18 protein-coding genes and 1 riboswitch are annotated in these 23,568 nt (G+C 47.8%); of the genes, 14 read left to right on the plus strand and 4 right to left on the minus strand.

Translation table 11 applies throughout. The annotated features are described in order from the left end of the window. The first annotated feature begins 153 nt into the window (after window positions 1-153). From H065_RS0111810 to H065_RS0111830, 5 genes are all read left to right on the plus strand, one after another. Window positions 154-1,149 carry a DNA-3-methyladenine glycosylase family protein gene (locus H065_RS0111810; RefSeq protein WP_017813272.1) on the plus strand — a complete coding sequence of 332 codons (996 nt, stop codon included), beginning with the start codon at window positions 154-156 and terminating at the stop codon, window positions 1,147-1,149. A 68-nt stretch (window positions 1,150-1,217) separates the two neighbouring features. Further along, window positions 1,218-1,454: a hypothetical protein gene (locus tag H065_RS0111815; protein WP_017813273.1), complete on the plus strand. Its 237-nt coding sequence runs from the start codon at window positions 1,218-1,220 to the stop codon at window positions 1,452-1,454. Window positions 1,455-1,888: 434 nt separating this feature from the next. Continuing rightward, a complete protein-coding gene (locus H065_RS0111820) occupies window positions 1,889-3,268 on the plus strand; it encodes an SLC45 family MFS transporter (protein WP_017813274.1) in 1,380 nt (459 codons plus the stop codon). 420 nt (window positions 3,269-3,688) lie between these two features. Beyond that, window positions 3,689-4,915 (plus strand): MFS transporter, encoded by a 1,227-nt coding sequence (locus H065_RS25835; protein ID WP_017813275.1) that lies wholly within the window; start codon window positions 3,689-3,691, stop codon window positions 4,913-4,915. 160 nt (window positions 4,916-5,075) lie between these two features. Continuing rightward, a riboswitch (glycine riboswitch) is annotated at window positions 5,076-5,156 on the plus strand. Between the two features lie 145 nt (window positions 5,157-5,301). Continuing rightward, window positions 5,302-6,681: an amino acid permease gene (locus H065_RS0111830; protein ID WP_017813276.1), complete on the plus strand. Its 1,380-nt coding sequence runs from the start codon at window positions 5,302-5,304 to the stop codon at window positions 6,679-6,681. A gap of 105 nt (window positions 6,682-6,786) precedes the next feature. Here H065_RS0111830 and H065_RS27000 read toward each other — a convergent pair whose 3' ends face one another. Continuing rightward, entirely contained in the window at window positions 6,787-9,903 is a 3,117-nt protein-coding gene (locus tag H065_RS27000) for an S-layer homology domain-containing protein (protein ID WP_017813277.1), read from the minus strand. Between the two features lie 369 nt (window positions 9,904-10,272). Here H065_RS27000 and H065_RS0111840 point away from each other — a divergent pair, with 369 nt between their 5' ends. Next, entirely contained in the window at window positions 10,273-10,887 is a 615-nt protein-coding gene (locus H065_RS0111840) for a TetR/AcrR family transcriptional regulator (protein ID WP_017813278.1), read from the plus strand. A gap of 214 nt (window positions 10,888-11,101) precedes the next feature. Here the strand turns inward: H065_RS0111840 and H065_RS0111845 are convergent, their stop codons facing one another. Beyond that, window positions 11,102-12,043, minus strand: a complete 942-nt coding sequence (locus H065_RS0111845; protein WP_017813279.1) for an alpha/beta hydrolase family protein — start codon at window positions 12,041-12,043, stop codon at window positions 11,102-11,104. A 365-nt stretch (window positions 12,044-12,408) separates the two neighbouring features. On the opposite strand from H065_RS0111845, the gene H065_RS0111850 reads away from it, so the two are divergent. Both H065_RS0111850 and H065_RS0111855 read left to right on the plus strand, forming a co-directional pair. Beyond that, a complete protein-coding gene (locus tag H065_RS0111850) occupies window positions 12,409-13,971 on the plus strand; it encodes an SAM-dependent methyltransferase (RefSeq protein WP_017813280.1) in 1,563 nt (520 codons plus the stop codon). Window positions 13,972-14,232: 261 nt separating this feature from the next. Next, window positions 14,233-14,733, plus strand: coding sequence for a hypothetical protein (locus H065_RS0111855; RefSeq protein ID WP_017813281.1), 501 nt, complete (start codon window positions 14,233-14,235; stop codon window positions 14,731-14,733). 72 nt (window positions 14,734-14,805) lie between these two features. Here H065_RS0111855 and H065_RS0111860 read toward each other — a convergent pair whose 3' ends face one another. After that, entirely contained in the window at window positions 14,806-15,897 is a 1,092-nt protein-coding gene (locus H065_RS0111860; protein ID WP_017813282.1) for a GntR family transcriptional regulator, read from the minus strand. 566 nt (window positions 15,898-16,463) lie between these two features. On the opposite strand from H065_RS0111860, the gene H065_RS0111865 reads away from it, so the two are divergent. The 3 genes from H065_RS0111865 (at window position 16,464) to araA (ending at window position 20,308) form a co-directional block, all read left to right on the plus strand. Then, window positions 16,464-18,077 carry a xylulokinase gene (locus H065_RS0111865; RefSeq protein ID WP_017813283.1) on the plus strand — a complete coding sequence of 538 codons (1,614 nt, stop codon included), beginning with the start codon at window positions 16,464-16,466 and terminating at the stop codon, window positions 18,075-18,077. Window position 18,078: 1 nt separating this feature from the next. Continuing rightward, window positions 18,079-18,774: an L-ribulose-5-phosphate 4-epimerase gene (locus H065_RS0111870; RefSeq protein ID WP_017813284.1), complete on the plus strand. Its 696-nt coding sequence runs from the start codon at window positions 18,079-18,081 to the stop codon at window positions 18,772-18,774. A gap of 109 nt (window positions 18,775-18,883) precedes the next feature. After that, a complete protein-coding gene (araA, locus tag H065_RS0111875) occupies window positions 18,884-20,308 on the plus strand; it encodes an L-arabinose isomerase (protein WP_017813285.1) in 1,425 nt (474 codons plus the stop codon). Between the two features lie 86 nt (window positions 20,309-20,394). On the opposite strand, the gene H065_RS0111880 is transcribed toward araA, so the two are convergent. After that, complete coding sequence (locus H065_RS0111880; RefSeq protein WP_017813286.1) at window positions 20,395-21,273, minus strand: LysR family transcriptional regulator; 879 nt, start codon at window positions 21,271-21,273, stop codon at window positions 20,395-20,397. A gap of 109 nt (window positions 21,274-21,382) precedes the next feature. Between H065_RS0111880 and H065_RS0111885 the strand changes: the two genes are divergently transcribed. The 3 genes from H065_RS0111885 to H065_RS0111895 all read left to right on the plus strand — a co-directional run bounded on the left by H065_RS0111885 (window position 21,383) and on the right by H065_RS0111895 (window position 23,500). After that, complete coding sequence (locus tag H065_RS0111885; protein ID WP_017813287.1) at window positions 21,383-21,790, plus strand: tautomerase family protein; 408 nt, start codon at window positions 21,383-21,385, stop codon at window positions 21,788-21,790. After that, window positions 21,787-22,140, plus strand: coding sequence for a carboxymuconolactone decarboxylase family protein (locus H065_RS0111890; RefSeq protein ID WP_017813288.1), 354 nt, complete (start codon window positions 21,787-21,789; stop codon window positions 22,138-22,140). The genes H065_RS0111885 and H065_RS0111890 overlap by 4 nt, the downstream gene beginning before the upstream one ends. Window positions 22,141-22,303: 163 nt before the next feature. Continuing rightward, complete coding sequence (locus H065_RS0111895; RefSeq protein ID WP_017813289.1) at window positions 22,304-23,500, plus strand: PQQ-dependent sugar dehydrogenase; 1,197 nt, start codon at window positions 22,304-22,306, stop codon at window positions 23,498-23,500. Window positions 23,501-23,568 lie beyond the last annotated feature (68 nt).

Genomic DNA, 23,568 nt, shown 5'->3' on the forward strand with positions numbered 1-23,568 from the left:
AAGGATTAAGGTACAAAAGCAGCTTATTTGTCGGTAAAAGATACACGCATAGTCACTCTTTTGGAGCAGATACAGTTAACGAATAGAGTCAGACGGTTAATAGGGGAATAACCCATCTCTCTATGGAGAATATGAACGGAGGCTTTGCATCCTATGTCCAACGCTCATCCAGAACATTCCCTGTCGTCACAGCAGCAGCCCGATACCCATACCGATCTGTCCGCAACACCTGCATGCTGGCACGATGATGGTGCCGATATTCTGATTCCGGTTCCACGTGAATTTAGCTTTGCCGAAAATTACAGCCATTTGGCGACGGCGACCAATGAATCTCTGTACACACTGCAAGACGGCAGCATCTACAAAGCGATCGCCGTCAACCAGCAGGCAACCGTGGTCAGGATCAGTGCTCATGAGAACACGCATATACGGATTCAATTTATAGACGAGCCGGATTGGAAGGCGGCAGATCTACGTGCTGGTGTAGCCAGGTATGTGTATGACTGGTTTGATCTGGGTACCGACCTGGGGCCTTTTTATGCAATGGCCAAAAGTGATCCACTGCTCAAGGAAGCGGTAGTATCCTTTTACGGCCTGCGCAATATGGGCATTCCGGATCTGTATGAAGCGATTTGCTGGGGAATTCTGGGGCAGCAGATCAATCTGGGATTTGCCTACACGCTCAAAAGAAGATTCGTCGAGCATTTCGGACAGGCACTGGTACGGGAAGGGCAGACCTACTGGCTGTTCCCTACCGCTGAGCAAATTGCTGGCCTGACGGTAGAGCAGCTGTCTGCTGCCGGCATCACGACCGTGAAGAAATGCGAGTACCTGATCGATACCGCCAGACGCATTGCCGAAGGCACATTGTCCAAGGAACAGCTGCTCCAGGCCACAGATGTGAAACAGGCGGAGAAAATGCTCGTACAGATCCGCGGCATTGGTCCATGGACGGCTCATTATGTGCTGATGCGCTGTCTACGAATGCCGTCAGCTTTTCCAATTGACGATGTAGGGCTGCATAACTCGATTAAGCATGTACTGGGTCTGGAGGCCAAGCCGACCAAGGCACATATTTTGGAGCTGTCTGCCGGGTGGTCGCTATGGGAATCATATGCAACGTTTTATTTGTGGCGGTTTCTGTATTAAAATACCAATTGGGACTGGGTGATGAAGACCTTTTTTATTATATTGTTCATATAGAAGGGAGGTAAGTAATGAAAAAAGTAGTGATGATCTTGTGCTTGGCGGCTGGTGTGTATTTTCTATTTCAAGGTATCGATGTTCTCATGACGACGGCGCGCGGAGAATCTATTTATAGAGCTGGATTACTAATACCCGCGCAAGATACAAGTCTGCTTATATATGGATCTGGTTTTCTTTTGACAGGGGCATTGTTCATGACCGGTCCATTTGCATGGAAGCTCATTTCGAAGTCTACCGTCAAAGGATAGCAGAAGATGTTATTAATTAACGTACACTTTTAGCAAGCAGATAGGCTGCCCGTGTCTAGGTTCATTTACATACCAAAGTCAAAAAGGGTATTGGTTTTGAAAAGAACCAGTACCTTTTTGTTGTCCGATTAGAACAGTATTCACAAAATGGATAAATATTTTTACATATCCTTTGATGCAAACGGTTGCATAAATCGCAAGATAATACTATAATAACTTATAATTTCATACCAAATGCACTACATATTCAATCGTCTGTTTCTACACAGTTATCCCAGGAACCTTGGTAACACGCAATTATTTACACTTTAGCTTACATAGTTTACTGAAAACCCTTACTTTGGCTTTTGAGCAAACGATTGCGCAAACACGGCTTCTTGGCCATTACCGATGAAGAACAGCAACAATCTATGGAATCGGATTAGGAGGATATTATGTTAGCAGAACAGCTTAATAAAAAAGGCAAAAAAGTTACCCGTCAGCAACTGCCTGCGCTTCCCCTTCACATGATCTGGATGATCAGCTTTGGATTTTTGGGAGTACAGATGGCGTTCTCACTGCAGAGTTCCAATATGGGACGCATTTTTCAGACGATTGGTGCCGATCCTCATAGCCTTGGATTCTTCTTTATCCTGCCGCCGTTGGCAGGGCTGATTGTACAGCCACTAGTGGGCTATTTCTCGGATCGCACATGGATGCCAAGGCTGGGAAGACGGATTCCGTACCTGCTGATGGGTGCTATTGTTGCGGTTATCGTGATGTGCCTGCTGCCGAACTCGGGCAGCTTTGGATTTGGTCCAATGGCAGCGCTCACGTTTGGCGCGATTACGATTTTGTTTATGGATGTATCCTCAAACGTAGCCATGCAGCCTTTTAAAATGATGGTTGGCGATATGGTCAACGAGGAGCAAAAGGGATTTGCCTATTCCATCCAGAGCTTTCTGTCGAATAGCGGTGCGGTTATCGCTTGTATTTTCCCGTTCCTGCTGACGATGCTGGGCGTCTCGAATAATGCAGCTCCGGGCGTGGTTCCGCAGTCTGTTGTTATTTCGTTCTATGTCGGCGCTGTTGTGCTGATCGTCTGCAGTTTATTCACGGTATTCAAAGTCAAAGAATATACGCCAGCTGAATATGCAGCCTACCACGGTATTACAGATGAGACCAGCAAGCCCAAAGCAGGCATGTGGAGTCTGCTGCGCACTGCACCACGGGTATTCTGGACGGTATCTCTGGTACAGCTGTTCTGCTGGATGGGATTCCAGTATCTGTGGACCTACGGTACCGGAGCGGTCGCAGCAAATGTATGGAACACAGCCGATCCTTCCACTGCTGCGTATCAGGCGGCGGGTAACTGGTTCGGTATTCTGTCGGCAGTACAATCGGTAGCCGCTGTACTGTGGTCACTCGTACTCGCCAACATGTCGAACAACAAACGCAAAATTTGGTATGCACTCAGTCTGGTGCTGGGAGGTATCGGGTTCGGCTCGGTCTTCTTCATTCATAGCCAGGGAGCCCTGGTCGTATCCTTCCTGCTGATCGGTATTGCCTGGGCAGCGATGATGACTTTCCCTTTCACTATGCTGACTAATGCATTGTCCGGGGAAAATATGGGTACGTACCTGGGTCTGTTCAACGGCAGTATCTGCCTACCGCAGATTATTGCTTCCTGTCTGAGCTTTGCCCTGTTCCCGGCACTTGGTTCATCGATGCCGGTCATGATCCTGATTTCGGGTGTGCTGCTGGTCATTGGAGCATTTACGGTAGGGACAATTAAGGAAACCTATGCAAGACGAGATCATCAGACGTTGAACTAAGAGGTATACGACTGGCTACATAAGCTGGCAAATTGTTCAAACATTCAGAAGAGGAAGAGACATTAAGGTCTCTTTCTCTTTTTGGCATGTATACGATATATAGACAGAATTCTCTCGTTCTTTAATTTACATATAATTACTTTAATGATAGTATGAACCCATCTAATACAAAGGAGGATGGCGCTCAATGATTCATTCCATGCGTTTACGTTAAGCAGCCGAAAAAGAAAAATCCCTGTTGAGGAGGGCTTCTTTTGTGATGCTTATCTTTACGTATATGGACATTGAACGCGATCCGGACGGCTGTATGTTATGTTGTCCTGCTATGTTCCTGTACGTTATGAAGCAGATCGGAGCCCCTATGGGCACAGATCTGCTTTTTTGTTGCTTCAAATGTACAGAAAAGGAGAGGGTATCATTATGCATGCAGATTGGAAACGGAAATTCGCATTCATTTTTAGTGGACAGATCTTCTCGATCCTGACTTCCTCGATGGTTCAATTCGCTATTATCTGGCATCTGACCGAGACCACAGGTTCGGCTTCAATATTAATGATTGCTGCGCTGGTTGGGTTTATGCCGCAGGCACTGCTCGGCCCCTTTATCGGAGTATGGCTGGACCGCTGGAATCGCAAGATTACCATGATCGTAGCGGACAGCGTAATAGCGGTATCCAGCCTTGCACTCGGGCTGTATTATTTGGCAGGAGAGCCGAGTCTATGGGTGGTCTATGTGGTGCTGTTTGTCCGCTCGGCAGCTTCGGCTTTTCATGGACCTTCCTTTCAGGCAGCGATTCCGCTGATTGCGCCGGAGGATCAGCTGACACGGGTAGCCGGCTGGCACCAGCTCGTATTCTCTGCCTCCAGTGTGCTGGGACCGGCGCTGGGTATTGCCGTATATTCGGCTACTTCGCTGGGAACATTGCTGCTGCTCGATGTCGTAGGGGCATTGATCGCCAATACGATGCTGATGCTGGTTCGTATCGATCAACCCAAGCAGGAGATTCAGGAGAAGCCTTCCTTTCGCCGGGAATTCATTCTGGGCTGGAAGACATGGATCTCGGATCAATCCATTGTGACGATCACCATCGCCATGGCTGTATTCAGTGTCGTATTTATGCCGCTGGCGATGCTATTTCCACTAATGACACTGTCGCACTTTGGACGCGGCGGATACAGTGCCAGTCTGATCGAAGCCGTATTTGGCATAGGGATGATCCTGGGCAGTATGCTGCTGTCCGTACTGGCTTCCAAATGGAAAGATTCCACTTATATCAGTCTGAGTCTGGGCATTATCGGAATAACCTGTATGCTGAGCGGCATGATTGGCAGCAGAGCATTTTGGGGATTCGCTGCCTTGTCTTTTCTGATGGGCGCGGCGGCTCCATTATTCAACGGTCCGTATATGGCGATGATCCAGAAAGCCTATGAACCGGAGATGCTGGGGCGGGTTCTGTCACTGATTACGAGTATAGGACTGCTGTCTTCGCCGATCGGACTCGCACTGGCTGGCCCGGTTGTGGACCGGTATGGCGTCCAGGTATGGTTTTTCTGGTCAGGTATTATTGTGGCATTAGTAGGACTGTTAATGTTTATTCGATTTTACCGTAAACCTCAGCCGGGTGAAGAAAAACAGGCGCTCGGTTAAGCATGGAGTATATAAAGACATGAAAAGGATAAAAAAGGCAATTGTAATTTTTTTCACTGATGGATTGCTTACATTGCCGGTAATATGGTAGCATAGCAATACCGTTTTATAACTTCATAATTATTCAAGGGCTATGATTGCTATGGATCACACTATAGCAGGAGCAGCTTCTGGAGAGACTGCGGATTAACCGCGGCGCCGAAGGGTTCACAATCTCAGGCAAAAGGACAGAAGAGTACCGAATATATATTTGTCATGCGGATCATTGCGATCCATAGGGCAGGTGTATATTTTGATATTCTTGTGCACCGGAGATTGGATGACATCCAGTCTCTTTTTTTATGGACTTTTACGTAAATTACGCAAGGATTGAGGGGGAAATCAGCATGGCACAGAAAGAATTAAAAAGAGAACTTGCCAATCGGCACGTACAGTTGATTGCGATCGGAGGTACGATTGGAACCGGGTTATTCCTCGGATCGGGCAAAGCGATCGAGAAGGCAGGACCTTCGATTATTATCACGTATCTGATCGTCGGCATGGCTATCTTTTTCGTGATGAGAGCACTGGGTGAGCTGCTGCTCTCCAAAGCAGGCTACCAGTCGTTCACGGATATTGCCGAAGATTATCTGGGACCCAAAGCCGCTTTTATTACCGGCTGGACCTACTGGTTCTGCTGGATTATGACCGCAATGGCGGATGTGATCGCCGTGGGCGTATATGTGCAGTACTGGTTCGATATTCCGCAGTGGATGCCGGCAGTCCTGTGCCTGATTATTCTGCTCGGGCTCAATCTGATGACAGTCAAGAATTTTGGGGAACTGGAATTCTGGTTCGCCCTGATCAAGGTGATCACGATTCTGGCATTGATCGGGCTTGGTGTCGTGCTGCTGATCATGGGCTTCAAGACTGATGCAGGCTCGGTCACCGTCCGTAATCTGTGGGAGCACGGCGGCATTTTCCCGAATGGGGTTACCGGGTTCCTGTTCTCGTTCCAGATGGTCGTCTTCGCCTATGTGGGTGTGGAGCTGGTCGGTGTATCGGCCGCGGAAACGGCAGATCCACAGAAAAATATTCCGTCAGCGATCAACAAGATTCCGCTGCGCATTCTGTTTTTCTATGTAGGCGCATTGATCGTATTGCTGTGCATCAATCCGTGGACACAGCTGAGTCCGGCAGAAAGTCCGTTCGTACGTACATTTACTCTGGTTGGTATTCCGGTAGCAGCAGGCATTATCAACTTTGTCGTACTAACCTCGGCAGCATCCGCGTGCAACAGCGGCATGTTCTCGACCAGCCGTATTTTGTATAATCTGAGTCGTAAAGGGCAGGCTCCCCAGAAGTTTGGTGAGCTTAACCGCAATCATGTACCAAGCAGCTCCTTGTTCGTATCGACGCTGGTTATTTCCGGTGGCGCGTTGCTGAGCAAGCTGATTCCGGGACAGGCTTTTGAGATTGTAACATCGATCAGTGCGATCTGCTTTATTTGGGTATGGGGCGTGATTCTGGTCTGCCATATCCGATACAAAAGAAACCGCCGCGATCTGCACCAGGCATCCAAGTTCAAAGCGCCTCTGACTCCGTTTATCAACTATGCGGTACTGGCACTGTTCGCTGCGATCCTGGTAATTATGCTGATCGCCCAGGAGACACGTCCGGCGCTGCTGTGTACGCCGCTATGGTTTATTCTGCTGCTGGTGCTGTATTCTCTGCGAGTTCGCAAAGCAAAAAGAAGTATTCAGAGTGCTCACGTAACCGATACATGAAATAGTTACAGGTGGGTACGCTTAAAATTCATTTCAGAGATAAAAAGATAAAAAAACAGTGACCAGATATTCGAAATCTGGTCACTGCTTTTTAAATTATATTTATTAAATAAGGCTTGAGTTTTGCAACAATCTGCTAATAATAGCGGCTGCTTCAGCTTTGGTAATATACGATTTTGGTGCCAGTGTAGAGCCTGTTCTTCCTGTTACAATACCCGATTGCAGACTGGCATTAATACCGGAAGATGCCCAGGCACCAACTTTACTTGCATCCGAGAAAGAATTCAGGCTGCTATTTGCAGAATTTGATTTAATCTTGCTGTGCAGTCCTGTGTTGTCCAGAACTTTGGCTACAATAACCATAGCCTGTTCACGAGTGATTTTGTCATTAGGACGGAAGGTACCATCCTGGAACCCGTTGATCAAGCCATACTTCTGTGCTGCACCAATATAGCCGTTATACCAGGCTTCCGGAGCGACATCTTTATACTGACCGGATACGGTTTCAGGCTGCATGCCTAGTCCGCGTACCATAATAGCTGCGAACTCTGCTCGTGTGATTTCCTGACCCGGTTGGAAGTTGTTGTTGCTTCCACCTTCGACAATTTTGCGTGAGCCCATATCATTTACAATATCACGTGCCCAATTTTGCTGTACATCCTGGAAAGTAACAGGATTCCATATGAGCGCGTACGTACTGTTGGTCAGACTATTAATATTCGCATAGTATATTCCGGCATTTTGAGCCACTTCGGTAGGAACATGGCGTACAGTGCCGTCTGCATTAATGACTACTCCTGTAGTAATCTGATTCGGATCTGTTCCTTGTGGTAGAGCGATACTGCGTTCCACATATTCCTTGAAGTCAGAGACTTCGGCAGTTTTCTCACCATATATCCCTGTAACCGTAAAGGTCATTGGCTGTCCAATGACTGTAAAGCCTTCTCTGGAAGCAGCACTTTCAATAGTAGAATTCATCTGGGCTGTAGGGACTGCGATTCGAATCTGCAGCATAATATTATCCGTATTTGTTCCCAGCTGACTGGAGAGCGATTGGCTGTTAATGAGCGATACAGGCAGGGTATACAGAGCTTCCTCTGTCTTCACCTGTACAATAGCCTGCTGCTGCTGCAGTATATTAAGCATTGTTCCCTGCAATTGAACATTGACAGCATCAGCGTTGGTGTTGACTGGAACTGTAATCAGAGCACCGGTTCCGGCTGATGCAACAATATCCTTCAGTCGATCAGCATCAAATGTAACTGTTGATGTGGTCTGTCCATTATCCGTAGCCGTCGTAATAATAGCTGCATCATTCGTTACACCATTAACCTGCAGTTCTGCACTGGATGTTGCTGGTGCTGGAGCAGATGGAGCTGAAGGCTCTGAATTACCGGATGATGGCGAACTTGTAGATGGTAATGGAGTTGAATCGTCGTCGTCATCGTCCTTGTCTCTTTTTGGTGTCACTGTATTGGAGACCTCGGATGCTGTACTTCGGCCTCCGCTGCTGACTGCTACCACTGTGAATGTATAAGATTGACCATTGGTTAATCCGTTGATGGTAATCGGACTTTGCGTTCCGGTTACTGTTTGTCCTCCAGGGGATACAATCACTTCATATCCGCTTATCGTATTGCCTCCATTATCTGTCGGCGGTGTAAAGGTAATAGTTGCACGATGGTTTCCCGAGCTGGCCCTTACGTCTGTTGGTGCCGAAGGAACAGTGAAGGGAGCAGCACTTACTTCATTGGAATAACCACTCTCTCTGCCTCCATTAATCGCCTTGATGGCAAAGTAATAAGTGGTACCATTCGTTAAGCCTGTTACGCTATGACTGTACACCGATTGGCTGACTGTACTTATAGGCTCTCCAAAATTACCCGAGGCTTCACGCATGTATACTTTATAACCGCTCGCCAAGTCTACAGGATTCCAGATGAGATTGACACTTCTGTTGCCTGGAGCAGGAGCAAGCAGTTCCGGTGCGCCAGGTGTCAGCGAACGGGGCTGAACAACCAGTTCATTGGAATATGGACTCTCGCCACTCGTATTACCTGATGTGATCGCAAAATAATACGTAGTACCGTTTGTAAGATTCGGTACTGTATAGTGATAAGTATCCCCACTTACAGTACCGATAGGTACTGGATCATAAGCTAATGAAGATGTTCCTCTGTATATGTTGTAGTACGTAGCGCCTGTAACAGTATTCCAGTTTAATCCGACTTCTTCGTCACCTGCACTTGTCGTGATACCACCGGGTGGCACAAGAGTGGACGGCTGTTCTTCGCCTGCTACATCTTCCGCTACATCTCCGAGTTTGTCGAGATCGCCAGCTGCATAGTACCATGTAAACTGGTCGCTCTCTCCCTGAGCCAGGTCTTTCATACGAATGAACAAGGCATAGGAGCCATCGTCGGTTGCTTGAATCTCAGATGAAGCAGGATTCTGGCTGGTTGCATTTGTGAATTCACAGCATGAATTAATGGATACATTGGCTCGATCGGAGGGAGAATAGAATAAAACACCTGTATCTCCAGAGTAAATTTCAAGTGATGCAGCGCGCTGTTCGGGACTCGTGATTTTCTGGAATCCTCCTGTTTCCAGGTTACCTCTGAGTTTGGTAGGTGAGTCTGTTCTCCCTACAAAATCATCTCTGGTACCTGTCCAGAAGCGCAAATTGTTCACCGGGCTGTTGCTTTTATTCGTAATCTGCGTATTAATTCTGACAAAGGAAGCATCTTGTCCAAGATTATACGTATTGCGTACTTCAAGTAACTGTCCATTAATCGTAATATCTCCTGTAGAAATAATGGTTCCATATCCTGTATTGTTTCCGGTATTAACATACCCTGATGTATTAATTACCTGATTTTCCAATAAAGGATTTTCTATAATAGTACCGTTTTGATTCCACTCTGTCGTTCCATCTCCTCCAATTCCAAAAGAATTGTCTAATGGATACGTACTAAAAGTAAGTTGATACCAATCGGGTACTCCATTTACCGTTCCATAATAGAAGGGCTGCAAAAGATTACCGTTCTCGTTGATCGAATTTGCTGTTCCATCACCAAAACGTAATTTCCCGTTATTTAACACAGATCCTGCAGCTTCTGTTACAGTAGATGGTACCAAATAAGATACAAACATAAGCATAACGAATAGTAACGCATATCTGCTGTAAGCGAAAATGCTCCCGGATGCTATCCATTTTTTCATTCATGTACTCCCCTTATAATATAGTAGTGGGACCCTAACAAATATGTGTTTCATAGATTACTTAAGTAAGTGGGATGCTGGTAAGATAAGCATGCCGCCCCTTCAATCGTTGTGTGTAAACCATTCCTCCTTTTTATTGAATAAAAACCAATTATTAATAACTATTAACACAATAAGGAAAATAAAAACGGATATAGATGATATTTGTCTGGAAAAATGTGGGCTGGAGTATCAAGCGAAATGTTAGTAAGAAGTAAGGGATCATTGAGCTGCAAAATGACTCATAATATAATTATTTAGATATAGGGTTTCGGATCGTTTTGAAAATAAGATTAAATTACCAGCTTTATAGAAGGAGGCGATACAGTTATGAATGACAAGAAATCCGCTATGACAGAATATGCAGAAAATGTAGAATCCCAGCCCCGTCGTATACGGGCAGATGCGCAGCGCAATATGGATTCTCTGCTGCAGGCAGCGATGAATGTATTTGCTTCTTCGGGAGTGGATGCGCCGGTACGGGAGATTGCGGAGCAGGCAGGAGTGGGTGTCGGTACAGTCTATCGCCATTTCCCGCAACGTTCGGATCTGATCGAAGCGGTCTTTCGGCAGGAGGTCGATGCCTGCGCCGATGCAGCGACAGAATTGTCTGCACAGTACGGGCCAGGAGAAGCGTTGGCACGATGGATGCAGCGGTATGTGGACTTTATTACTGCCAAGCGCGGACTTGCTGCGGCACTGCATTCAGGTGATCCGGCATATGAGATGCTGCCGGCCTACTTTGACAAGCGACTCAAACCGGCGCTGGCCGATCTGCTGGAGACAGCGGCAACAGCTGGCGAAATCGGTGCAGATGCCGAGCCGGATGATCTGCTGCGTGCAGGCGCAAGTCTCTGCGCAGCTGGAGCAAAAGGAGACCCACAGCAGGCGCGTCACATGGTAGGCCTGCTCGTAGATGGGCTGCGCTACCGGGCGAATCGCTAAGCTGGCAGAGTCATCGGGATGCAGAAGGGTTGAGCGATTGGTTGATGTTGAATTCATTTATATAGAAGGAACATTATTTTGCCATTCCAGCAACCACAGGAAGATAGCGGATATTTGGTTGTGATTCAGGATAGGGTTTAAACAAAGCATATGATAAAAAAGGAAGCCACGAGGATGGCTTCCTTTTTTATTTGATCAGGTATAAGGTACAATCTTACTTCGATTCAATGCGACCCATCGGATTGTCGCTTTCTGCCAGCACTGTCTTGGTAGCTTCCCAGGAAGTATCACCCGGATATAGTTGGCTGCGGAGATAAGCCCAGGTGAGCTGCTGCACCAAGGCCACCCGTTTTGGATTCTCGTCGGTTGTCTCAGCCACATCATAGCCGGATACACCGCCCAGTCCGTGACCTGCATCGAACAGGGTGAGCAGATCTTTGGGACCCGGTGCGAGGACGTAAGGATCGGTATGCCAGTCGGGGCCCACTACTGTCAGATGACGGGAAGCATCCTGGTCACCAGCTACGACGAGCGCAGGCGTATCCATACCTGTGAAATGCATCGTCGAGAAGAAAGGATAATTCTGTGCAGTAAATTCGCTGAGTGCATCGCCGCCCCGGCCAGGTGCAGCGAGCAGTATACCTGCCTTGATCCGGGGTTCCTTCAGATCCACGTCGGTTCCATCTACGGGATCGGTGAGGCTGGCGCCGAGAAGTAGACTGATCGTATTGCCACCCATGGAATGACCTGCTGCAGCAACACGGCTGTGATCCAGACGTCCGGCAAGCAGCGGCACAGCAGATTCAATCGCATCCAGATGATCCAGAATATACATCATATCCTGAGCACGGGAACGCCAGTACATCGGCGCTTCAGGATGATCCGAACCAAGATCCAGTGTGCGGGAGCTGAGATGGGTAGGCTGGATTACGACAAACCCGTGCGCTGCCCAGAAATCGACGAGTGGCGCGTATCCATGCAGCGAAGACAGATGATTGGAAGGCCCTTGTCCATGAGAGAGCAGAATAATGGGCAGATTATCTCCCTCAGCAGGTGCAGTAACTTTGATATGCAGATCGACAGGACGGCCAAGAACAGGAAGCACCAACGGACTATACGAAAGAATGGGAGTCGGGACACTCATTGTGATTTCCATGTTTAAATTAATCTCCTTTTCGGATCAAATGTTGGCTGTCGCTGTCTGGGTGTGGTATGTATAAGTATCAAGCGGAACCATGTTCCGATTATATACGGAACGTGGTTCCATTTACAATAGACTTTTGAAAAAAATAAAAAAATCTCGATTGATCCTAGAGAAATGAATGGATGATGTATCTGTGCAAGACTTCTTTATTGTTTACCCGGAAAAGGCTGTCTGGGGTGCAATCGTAATGGTATACTGATTGCTGTAGCGCAAGTAACGGACATTTCATGCACTGCTGTAATTGACCGACATTCGACCCTGGAATCACCCCTATAAAGCACTACCCTTATTAACTTTGAGAGAGCAGGATTATATTTATGACAGAGCATAACAACCAGGTTTATCGCTTCAGTGAAGCACCGATATGGAATCTATTATGGGAATATTATGAAGAAGAAGGGCTGAGAGCCTGGAGTAACGATCAGGTGCCTCAATATGTAACGAGTAATCCGATGATCGGTGATGCCTATGCGGAGATGATCTTCGGATTTCTGCAAGACCGGGCGAATCAAGGATTTGGTTCGGAACCGGTATACATTGTGGAATTAGGCGCGGGTGCCGGTCGTCTCGCTTATCATGTCATTCATGAGCTGCGCGAGCTGATCGAGTATGCGGGCATTGATGTACCGAATTTCTGCTATGTGATGACGGATCTGGCGATGAACAATGTAACAGCCTGGCAGCAGCATCCTGCGCTGCAGTCCTTTATTGCCGAAGGAATTGTGGATTTTGCACGATTCAATGCGGTTGAGGACACAGAACTTCATCTGGCTGTATCCGGAAAAGTCATTAAGCAGGGCGATCTCAAACAGCCTGTGCTGGTTGTCGCCAATTACTTTTTCGATGGGATTCCGCAGGATCTGATCTATATCGGAGACGGCAAAGTCCATGAAGTAGATGTAGCGGTAAAATATCCCGAATCCAATGGCGTCCTCAAAGCTTCCGAGCGTATCAGCCAGATTCAGCTGGACTATACGTACCGTCACGCCCCGGAATATGAACAGGATGATTACCCGTATCGCAGCGTAATCGCCATGTATCAGGAACATATGGAAGACTCGCATATTCTGTTCCCGGCAGCCGCATTTACCTGCCTGGATCGGCTGAATGCACTGTCCGATGCCGGATTCTTGCTGATTACGGCGGATAAAGGCGATCATCTGATGGAGAAATGGCAATTCGCCGAACCGCCTGAGCTGATCCTGCACGGCAGCTTTTCTTTTACCGCCAACTACCATGCGATGCAGCAAGTATATGAGCAGCGGGGCGCAGAGGTATTATTCCCGACCCAGCATTACAGCAGCATCAATATCGGCTGTATTCTGAGCCTGGAGCAGTCAGCCAAGTATCCGAATATGAGACTGGCATATCGACGGTCTGTAGAGCGGTTTGGACCGGATGAATTCTTCAGTCTGAAGCTGTGGGTAGATCAGCATCTGGACAGCCTGGGACTACAACAGATCTTAAGCTTCTGGCGGCTGGGTGGCTATGATGCGGAATTCTTTATCCAGACGACCAAGCAGATCTCCAGCCTGATGCCGGAGGCGACGGATGACGAGAAAGAGGACATCCTGAGCGGTATCGAGACCATGTGGTCTTCGTATTATGTAATGGAGCACCAGCATTATGATCTGGCACTGGATATCGGTCTGGTGTTGTTCGAGATGGATATGTACGAGCAGTCCAAGCGTTTTTTGGAAATCTCTGTTGCCGGGGAAAAGGAAGAAGTCGTATCGACCGTCTATTACTGCCTCGCGATCAGCTGCTTTGAACTGGATCAGATCGAAGAGGGAGAGAAGTACCTGCGCAAACTGCTGGAGGTTGAGCCGGATCATGAAGAAGCACTGGCACTGATCAGTCATTTTGAGTCGATGGAATAATTGTCGGTAACGTGAGCTTTTGAACAGTGCTCTTCCAATACTTCAACATAAAAATAAAGACGCCTGAAATGGCGTCTTTTTGTTGCATATAGTTAGGGGTCAATGCGGGTAATATGGTGTTGAGTGTAATAGCCGATATAAGCGTATATGTGATATACATATGGTTGCCAAAGTATAGGTAGGGATTTTATTTATAGTATATTAAAGTTACTAAATATGTTAAAAATATATATAAATGAAATCATTAGGGAGGATTGATGGATGAATTTTTTTCGGTTTTTGAGTGTATTAATGATCTTGTTTTTAATATTGTCCGGCTGCTCCAAGGAAGAAAAATTACCGGATTCCAAGCAAGAAGCATTCCAAGTATTAAAAGAGGCTGTATCGAATACAACTGATATTTTCGAAAAAAATACTACATATCAACCTAAGGTTGAACCTGTGCTAAATCCTCAATACGGTACAGATTTAAAGAAAGTAAAAGCGACCCTAAACCAAAATTTCGATGAGAAAATAACCAAGAAATTAATGAATCATTATTTAACCGATCAGACTCGGGGCGAGTTTATTCTTCTAAGAGCTAATAAGCATGGAGCAGTAGATTCTTATTTTCATATTCACCAACCGGAACAACTGGATCTTGCAAACTTTATCGTAGAGGGTGATCCCCAGTCCTATCGATTTATTACGAAAGATCATCATACATTTACTTTGAATTGGATCAATGCCACCAAAGAATACAAGATTGTTGATTATATGTAAGTTAAAGAAAAGACCGCCAGTTTTCTCTGCGGTCTTTTTTTATTATGCTGTGACACTAACTATAAATCGCAATTATTCAATCTCCATCTCTTTCACCGTCTCGCCTTCGATCAGTACCGGCTCATAGCACGTATTATCCGGCAGATCCTTTTTGCCCTGCAGCTTCTTGATGATCCACTCAGCGGCATCGCGCCCCATCTGTTCCTGTGGATGGGTGAGTGTCGTCAGCTTGATGCTGGCATTTTTGGCGATATAGGAATTGTCCTGGCCGATAATCGACATGTCATCCGGAATGGAAATCTCCAGCCTTCGACAGGCATGTACCACTTCCAGCCCTACCTCATCGTTATAACACACTATGGCTGTCATCATATCCCGATTCTCCTTGAGAAAAGTATCCAGATGCTGGGCGAGATCCGGCTTGGAGTCTGTATCAAAAGACAGTACCTGCTCCGGATGAAAACGCAGTTTGGCTTCACCGAGTGCTTTGATATATCCTTTCATCCGGTACTTGCCTTGCAGATCATCCATTTTGGCAATAATACCGATCTGGGTATGGCCTTTGGCGATCAGCTCCCGCGTAGCGAGATAGCTGGATTGTACATCATCCAGACGGAAGAACGGCACTTCCAGTTCCTCGTAAAAGGCATTGATCATCGTAAAAGGAACATCCTGCTCCTTGAACGACAGGTAGTACGCAATATTGGGATTGTACAGATTGCTCTTGGTCGGCTCGACGATCAGGCCTTCTACGCCGTAAGAAAGCATCATCTCCAGCGCTTTCTTTTCCTGGGCTACGTCATTATTAGTGCTGGCCAGCAGCAGTGAATAATTGTCTTCATTCAGACGGCTCTCGATGCCGCGAATAATGGACGGGAAAATGTAATCCGAGATGTAGGTAGTAATCACACCGATCGTTCGGGTAGCCGTATGTCCGCCGGAGCGGATACGGTACTGATTGCTGACATACGTTCCCGATCCTTTTTCACTGCGCAGGAATCCTTCGTTCGACAGCTCCAGAATCGCTTTGCGTACTGTCTGCCGGCTCACATTGTAACTGTCCTGCAGAGCTGATTCCGTAGGAATCTGTGTCCCTACACTGTACGTTCCCGAGAGAATATGACTTTTTATATCATCAATGATGACCTGATATTTAGGCTTCACGTAACCACTTCTTTCATCGTTGTTCATCCATACACCGTTCATTTTTAAATAGTTGTACGTACACATTTTAGCATGATTAGGTATGGATGGAAATGAAATGACTTTTTTCTCCAAATTAACCGTACAAATATGGCTTTCTGTAAAGAAATGTACCCTATATTTTTGTCTAAATCAATCCTTAAATTCTAGTGAATCAGGTTAATACGGTTATTATGTAGGTATAAATTATAGATAATGTTGACAAATGTACGTACAAAAAATATACTTGAACTGTCGAAAAAAGAGAGCGCATTCTTTTTGAGAGGACAGACAATATTGGTTCATCCGGAGAATGGAACAGCCCCAAGTTGCTATATCACATACATGAACACATACATGAATTCAGATAGACAGATGTGCTGAATTCCGAAGAATCTATTTATACATTGGCATGACCCCGTATGAATTCAGAGAAGATATCCTATGGATATGAGCAATTTAGAAAGCGCTTTTCTGAAATCAATAAGGCATGCGTACAACGCCATCCAATGGATGTAAAGCGGCAATCAGAGAGGGGATACAGGATCATGAGTCAGGTAGATATGAAGGAAGCGATCACAGCGGGAGCAACGTCGCTTGGTATCGAATTTGGATCGACACGGATCAAGGCGGTACTGATCAACAAGCGCTTTGAGACGATCGCATCCGGTAGCTATGAATGGGAGAACCAGCTCAAAGATGGATTCTGGACATACGATCTGGAGACGATCATTGACGGTATGCAGACAGCTTATCGCAAAATGAAGCAAAGCGTGCAGGAGCAGTACAGTGTCAATCTGCAGACCATAGGATCGATCGGATTCTCCGCTATGATGCACGGCTATGTCGCACTGGATAGCAGCGGCGAACTGCTGGTTCCTTTCCGTACATGGCGCAATGCCAATACCGGCGCCGCAGCCAGAGAGCTGACCGAAATGTTCCAGTTCAATATTCCGGAGCGCTGGAGCATTGCCCATCTGTATCAGGCGATTCTGAATGAAGAGACGCATGTACCTCAGCTGTCTTCCATTACAACGCTGGCAGGTTATATCCACTGGCGGATGACCGGCAATCATGCAATCGGGATCGGCGATGCTTCCGGGATGTTCCCGATCGAAGAGACTTCGCACAATTATCACCCGTCCATGATCAAGCAGTTCAATGAACATGTAGCCGGCAAAGGTTACACATGGAAAGTCGAAGATCTGCTGCCGAACGTATATCGTGCAGGCGAGCAGGCCGGCACATTGACTGAAGAAGGTGCCAAGCTGCTTGACCCGGATGGCGATCTGCAGACAGGCATTCCACTATGTCCGCCGGAAGGCGATGCCGGTACCGGTATGGTTGCGACCAACAGTGTACGCAAGCGCACGGGTAATATCTCGGTCGGCACATCCGTATTTGCCATGATCGTCCTGGAAAAGGAACTGTCCAAAGTCTATCCGGAGATCGATATGGTCACTACACCGGATGGCAGTCCTGTCGGTATGGTACATGCCAATAACTGCTCCAGTGATATCAATGCATGGCTCGGATTGTTCCTCGAATTCTCGGAAGCCATGGGCTACGGATCGGATAAAGAAAAATTGTTCGGCGTATTGTTCAACAAAGCACTGGAAGCCGACCCGGATGGCGGCGGACTGCTGAGCTACGGTTACTATTCCGGCGAGAACATTACCGGTATGGAAAAAGGACGTCCGCTATTCGTTCGCTCCCCGGAAAGCAAGTTCAACCTGGCGAACTTCATGCGTACCCATCTGTTCACGGCATTCGGTGCACTGCGAATCGGTATGGATATTCTGACTAACGAACAGGTACAGATCGACAGCGTTCTGGCACACGGTGGTCTGTTCAAGACGCCGCTGGTCGGACAGCGTATCGTATCGGCAGCACTGAACGTGCCTGTAGCAGTAATGTCCACAGCCGGTGAAGGCGGAGCATGGGGTATGGCGCTGCTGGCATCCTACATGATCAACAAGGATGCCGAAGAGAGTCTGGATGTATTCCTGGAGCAAAAAGTATTCCACGATGTAGAAGGCGAAGAAGTGACACCGGACGATACCGATGTACACGGATTCGAGATCTTCCTGGAACGTTACCGTCAGGGCCTGGCGATTGAGCAGGCAGCTATCGATCATCTGTTAGAGAACGGAGGAAACTAATATGTTAGAGCAACTGAAAGAAGAAGTATATCAGGCGAATCTGGAACTACCCAAGCATGGATTGGTGAAATTCACATGGGGCAATGCCAGTGCAGTCGACCGTGAAAGCGGACTGTTCGTTATCAAACCAAGCGGCGTCAGCTACGAGACGATGAAGCCAAGCGATATGGTCGTTGTCGATCTGGATGGCAATGTAGTGGAAGGCGAGATGAGACCTTCCTCCGATACAGCGACACATGCGGTTCTCTATAAGCACTATCCGCAAATCGGCGGTATTGTGCATACTCACTCCACCTGGGCAACGATCTGGGCACAAGCAGGACTGGACGTGCCTGTTATGGGAACAACGCATGCAGATACATTCTACGGTGCTGTACCATGTGCCCGCTTCCTGAATCAGAAAGAGATCGACCGTGGCTACGAAGCAGAGACCGGACGCGTGATTATCGAGACATTCGAACAGCGCGGACTGGACGTCATGGCGATTCCGGCAGTGCTGCTGCACGGCCATGCACCATTCACATGGGGCAAGGATGCCAAGTCTGCTGTTGTGAACAGCGTTGTACTCGAGGAAGTCTGCAAAATGAACCTGTATGCACGTGAACTGAATCATTTTGCCAAGGAGCTGCCGCAGAATATTCTGGATAAGCACTACCTGCGCAAACACGGTAAAGACGCTTACTACGGTCAGAAATAAGAAGTTGTTCATCGGTGCGTTACACTGTGACTGGCTATCGGCCACAGTGTAACGTAGCTCCAGCCCGACCTTTTCACACATCATATATTATGGAAAAGAGGATGATTACATGTCAGCAGCAGTAGAAAAACAATTCTGGTTTGTCGTAGGTTCCCAGCATCTGTACGGAGAAGAAGCACTCGGTGAAGTCAAAGCCAATGCACAAAAAATCGCGGACTCCCTGAACGCAAGCGGCGTACTGCCTTATCCACTCGTATTGCAGGATCTGGCTGTAACAGCAGACAAAATCACCAACATCATGAAAGAAGTCAACTACCGTGATGAAGTGGCAGGCGTAATCACCTGGATGCACACCTTCTCCCCGGCGAAAATGTGGATTCGTGGTACGAAACTGCTGCAAAAACCGCTGCTTCACCTGGCGACACAGTACAACGAAAGCATCCCATGGGCGACGATCGACATGGACTTTATGAACCTCAACCAGGCAGCGCACGGTGACCGCGAATACGGCTTCATCAATGCCCGCCTCAAAAAGCAAAACAAAATCGTTGTCGGCTACTGGGAACGTGAAGCGGTACAAAAACAAATCGCTGACTGGATGGACGTAGCAGTTGCCTACAACGAAGGATTCAACCTGAAAGTAGCCCGTTTCGGCGATAACATGCGCAACGTTGGCGTAACCGAAGGCGATAAAGTGGAAGCACAGATCCAGTTCGGTTGGACCGTGGACTACTACGGTATCGGCGACCTCGTGGAATACGTTAATGCCGTAACCGAGCAGGAAATCGATGCGCTGATGGCAGAATATGCCGAGCTGTACGACTTTGAATATGGTTCCAACAGCAAAGAAGACTGGGAAGCCAGTGTACGCGTACAGGCGAGCTACGAGATCGCGATCAAGCGCTTCCTGGATAACGGTGGATACACAGCGTTTACAACGAACTTTGAAGATCTGCATGGTATGAAGCAGCTGCCGGGTCTGGCAGTTCAGCGCCTGATGGCACAGGGCTACGGCTTTGCCGGTGAAGGCGACTGGAAAACAGCTGCCCTGGATCGCCAGCTGAAAATCATGAGCCACAACCTCAACACAGGCTTCATGGAAGACTACACTTACGAAATGGCAGCCGGACAGGAAGCGATCCTGCAGTCTCACATGCTGGAAGTAGATCCTACCCTGGCAAGCAGCAAGCCAAAAGTAGTCGTGTCCCCACTGGGTATCGGCGATCGTGAAGACCCTGCCCGTCTCGTATTCGACGGTAAAGCAGGCGAAGGTGTTGTTGTATCGATGGCTGACTTTGGTACGCATTACAAACTGCTGATCAACGAAGTATCCGCATTCGAACCTACTGTTCCAGCACCGAACCTGCCGGTAGCACGCGTACTGTGGGAAGTGAAACCGAACTTCCAAGACGGCGTAAGAGCATGGATCGAAAATGGCGGCGGTCACCACACCGTGGTATCCCTCAATCTGACTACCGATCAGATCATTACGTATGCCAAGCTGGTGAACCTGGATTACGTTGTTATTAAGTAAGCATTGCTGTAAGTGTACAGCTATATAGCACGAGCATGAGACCGGAGAGATTCTCCGGTCTTTTGCTTTGTATGGGGGAAAAGGATTCAGCCGTTGATTTGCTTTTTGATAATGCTTTGCAGCAATCCCACCGAAGATTCCGGAGAGTAATGCTGTTTGCGCAGCTGCAGCAGCCCGACCGGAATGGAGGGCAATTCCATCTGTACATCAATCTTCTGCACCCCTGGGATCAAAGGTGTGGACTCCAGTACAACACCGATTGCCAGCGTGTTCCTGACCATCTGGGGGATTAGCGAGATAGGCGTCATCGTATTCAGTAGAGCCGGAGATTTGCGATAGCTGGACATATATTTGGCTAGCTGCAGATGATACAGACATGTATGGCCTCCTGCAGTCATCGGATAATCCAGAACATTATCGAAAAAAATTCCCTGCTGCCCGCACAGTGGGTGTTCCTGATCAACGACCAGAATGGTGGTCTCTTCATATAGAGGCTCAAAGTAAAAAGCAGACGCATCGGACGGAGAACCGCAAATCGCAAAATCCAGCTTTTCTTCAAGCAGCTCTCTGGCCAGCATATCGGTATTGCCAGCCGTAATCTGGCAGGCGACCCGTGGTTTGTGCTGTTGGAATTGACGCACGGCATCCGGTATTACGGTATGGATCACAGACTCGATGCCACCTATACGCAGACTGCCAATCTCGTCATGCTGCAGCGCCCGGGCCAGCTTGGCGGTATCCTGCCAATGCTGGATCAGATGATCGACCTCCGCAGCAAAAATCCGTCCCGCCGGAGTAAGCTGCACCTCCCAACCGCGCTGGAATAACTGGATGCCCAGCTCCTTTTCCAAACGCTGGATCTGGTTAGTGATCGTGGACTGGGCGTAGTTCAATTTCTCTGCTGCACGGGAGAAAGTTCGCTCCTGCACAATAGTTTGAAAAGCAATAAGCTCTTTTAAATCCATCTTCATCACCTCTATCGACAAAATCGATTGATTGTATGTATTTATTCCATTATATAGATGAAGAAGGATGGCGTACACTGAAACCATTCTATTTAAGGAGTGGTGAAAGATGCCTTTTATCCGGGTTGGTTATATGGAGCAGCAGTATGACGACGCTCAACTGCAGCGTATGAGTCAGGTTATGATGGAAGCGTTAGTAGATCATTTTGATGTACCTACCGATGATTGTTTTCAGGTGTTCCATGCTCATGGAAAGGGAGAATTTTATTACAGTCCGGATTATCTGAACGTGTCGCGGAGCGATGGATTGGTATTTATTTATATCACCTGCAAGTCCGGCCGCACGGTCAGGCAGAAAACAGGACTGTATCGTCAGCTGGCACATCAGCTCAGCAAAATGGTACCGATGCGCCAGGAAGATGTATTTATCATTATTAACGAAAATGAGTTCGCCGATTGGTCATTCGGTAATGGAATCGCCCAGATGCTCCTTGTTTCAGAGGAGGTGTCTGAATGACTCATCCAGCAATTCGATCCAGCGCCAGAGAAGCTTATGGAGAGATCGCGCCGGAATTTGTCCGTTATTCGGAAGAAGTATTATTTGGAGAAGTATGGAGACGTGAGGAGCTTTCCCTGCGGGACCGCAGCCTGATTACTGTAGCGGCACTTACAGCTGGAGGAATAGTGGAGCAGATGCCATATCATATGCGTCTGGCTATGCAGAATGGAGTGCAGTCCTACGAGTTGGTAGAAGCAATCACCCATCTGGCCTTTTATACAGGCTGGCCCCGTGCTGCAGCAGCTCTGACGGTGATCCAGGAAGTACTCAAAGCACCAGATCAGTCCGAGACCCACAGCGAGAAATAGACAAATCATATAATAGAATTATGGTAGTATACGCAGAAAAGAATACAGTGAATCATCGGCTGGCAGCATATAATTTCAAACCTTCATGTCCAATTTGGGTCCAATTCCGATTAAACCCGGTAGTAATGAGTAAAAAATGGAAAAAGAACCAAGGAGGAATATAATGTTCAAGATGCATACAAAAGGTAAAATGGTTGCGCTCGCTCTGCTGCTCGCCCTGCCGGCTTCTGCCTACGCAGCGGAACCGCAGGTGACCCCTGCGGCGGAACAGACAGCACCAGCGTCATCAGAAACCAGTACATCCACATCATCCTCTAATACGGCATCATCCGCTGCCAAGACCAAAGCCAGCCTTACCGATTCACTCAAAGGTGGCTATACCACCGCAGCCACCAAAATGAGGGTGCCATGGTCGATGCAGTTTGCCGGAGATACCGTCTATATTACGCAGCGTGTCGGCGGCATCGTACAGGTTAAGAACGGCAAGCAAACCCTGCAAAACGTACAGACCAAAAAACCGCTCCGGGTAGTAGGCGAGGCAGGTCTGACCGGTTTTGTACTTGATCCGAATTTCGCCAAAAACAAGTCTGCCTATATCTACCATGCCTATGAAGAGAACGGCGAAGGATTCAACCGGATCGTCAAGGTCAAGCTGACCGGCAATACATGGAAAGAGCAGAGCGAACTGCTAAAAGGCATCCCGGGTGGACGTATTCACGAAGGCGGACGTCTGGCGATCGGACCGGATGGTATGCTGTACAGCACCTCCGGCGAGACCAACCGGCGTGAACTGTCCCAGGATCTGGACAGCTATGGCGGCAAAATCCTGCGCATGACCACAGCCGGCAAAATTCCGAAAGACAATCCGATCAAAAATTCCTATGTCTACGCCTACGGTCTGCGCAATTCCCAGGGTATCGCCTGGACGTCTGACGGCAAGCTGTACGCTTCCGATCACGGTCCGAGCGGTGCACCGATACCCGGCGGCGGTACCGACCGTACCGGTCTGGACGAGATCAACCTGATCAAGCCCGGCGCCAACTACGGCTGGCCGGAAGTGATGGGCAAAGAAACCGCCAAAGGAATGACCCCGCCGCTGTACGTAGCAAGCTCCAAAGCGATTGCTCCATCCGGTATTGCGGTTACGCCGGATGATACGATTCTCGTAGCCACACTGGCAGGCGAGAGCCTCAAGGAATTTGATCCGAAAACGAAAAAAATGACCAATGTGCTGACCGGTGTGGGTCGTGTGCGTGATGTTGCCGTACATAACGGCAAGATTTATGTGCTGACCAACAATACATCAGGTGGCAACGGCAATCCGGGAGCGAATGATGACCGGCTGTTGATTTTGAAGTAATAGGCATATCATTTCTAAATTAACTTTTAAAATGATAGTACTTTCATTAGAAAGATAAAGCGAAGTAA

The sequence above is a fragment of the Paenibacillus shenyangensis genome, from assembly GCF_000346635.1.
Lineage (GTDB): Bacteria > Bacillota > Bacilli > Paenibacillales > Paenibacillaceae > Saccharibacillus > Saccharibacillus dauci.

Bases quoted from the DNA above. Each gene is read 5' to 3' on its own strand.
- H065_RS0111810 (WP_017813272.1), top strand. From the start codon at position 154: ATGTCCAACGCTCATCCAGAACATTCCCTGTCGTCACAGCAGCAGCCC.
- H065_RS0111815 (WP_017813273.1), top strand. From the start codon at position 1,218: ATGAAAAAAGTAGTGATGATCTTGTGCTTGGCGGCTGGTGTGTATTTT.
- H065_RS0111820 (WP_017813274.1), top strand. From the start codon at position 1,889: ATGTTAGCAGAACAGCTTAATAAAAAAGGCAAAAAAGTTACCCGTCAG.
- H065_RS25835 (WP_017813275.1), top strand. From the start codon at position 3,689: ATGCATGCAGATTGGAAACGGAAATTCGCATTCATTTTTAGTGGACAG.
- H065_RS0111830 (WP_017813276.1), top strand. From the start codon at position 5,302: ATGGCACAGAAAGAATTAAAAAGAGAACTTGCCAATCGGCACGTACAG.
- H065_RS27000 (WP_017813277.1), bottom strand. From the start codon at position 9,903: ATGAAAAAATGGATAGCATCCGGGAGCATTTTCGCTTACAGCAGATAT.
- H065_RS0111840 (WP_017813278.1), top strand. From the start codon at position 10,273: ATGAATGACAAGAAATCCGCTATGACAGAATATGCAGAAAATGTAGAA.
- H065_RS0111845 (WP_017813279.1), bottom strand. From the start codon at position 12,043: ATGGAAATCACAATGAGTGTCCCGACTCCCATTCTTTCGTATAGTCCG.
- H065_RS0111850 (WP_017813280.1), top strand. From the start codon at position 12,409: ATGACAGAGCATAACAACCAGGTTTATCGCTTCAGTGAAGCACCGATA.
- H065_RS0111855 (WP_017813281.1), top strand. From the start codon at position 14,233: ATGAATTTTTTTCGGTTTTTGAGTGTATTAATGATCTTGTTTTTAATA.
- H065_RS0111865 (WP_017813283.1), top strand. From the start codon at position 16,464: ATGAGTCAGGTAGATATGAAGGAAGCGATCACAGCGGGAGCAACGTCG.
- H065_RS0111870 (WP_017813284.1), top strand. From the start codon at position 18,079: ATGTTAGAGCAACTGAAAGAAGAAGTATATCAGGCGAATCTGGAACTA.
- araA (WP_017813285.1), top strand. From the start codon at position 18,884: ATGTCAGCAGCAGTAGAAAAACAATTCTGGTTTGTCGTAGGTTCCCAG.
- H065_RS0111880 (WP_017813286.1), bottom strand. From the start codon at position 21,273: ATGGATTTAAAAGAGCTTATTGCTTTTCAAACTATTGTGCAGGAGCGA.
- H065_RS0111885 (WP_017813287.1), top strand. From the start codon at position 21,383: ATGCCTTTTATCCGGGTTGGTTATATGGAGCAGCAGTATGACGACGCT.
- H065_RS0111890 (WP_017813288.1), top strand. From the start codon at position 21,787: ATGACTCATCCAGCAATTCGATCCAGCGCCAGAGAAGCTTATGGAGAG.
- H065_RS0111895 (WP_017813289.1), top strand. From the start codon at position 22,304: ATGTTCAAGATGCATACAAAAGGTAAAATGGTTGCGCTCGCTCTGCTG.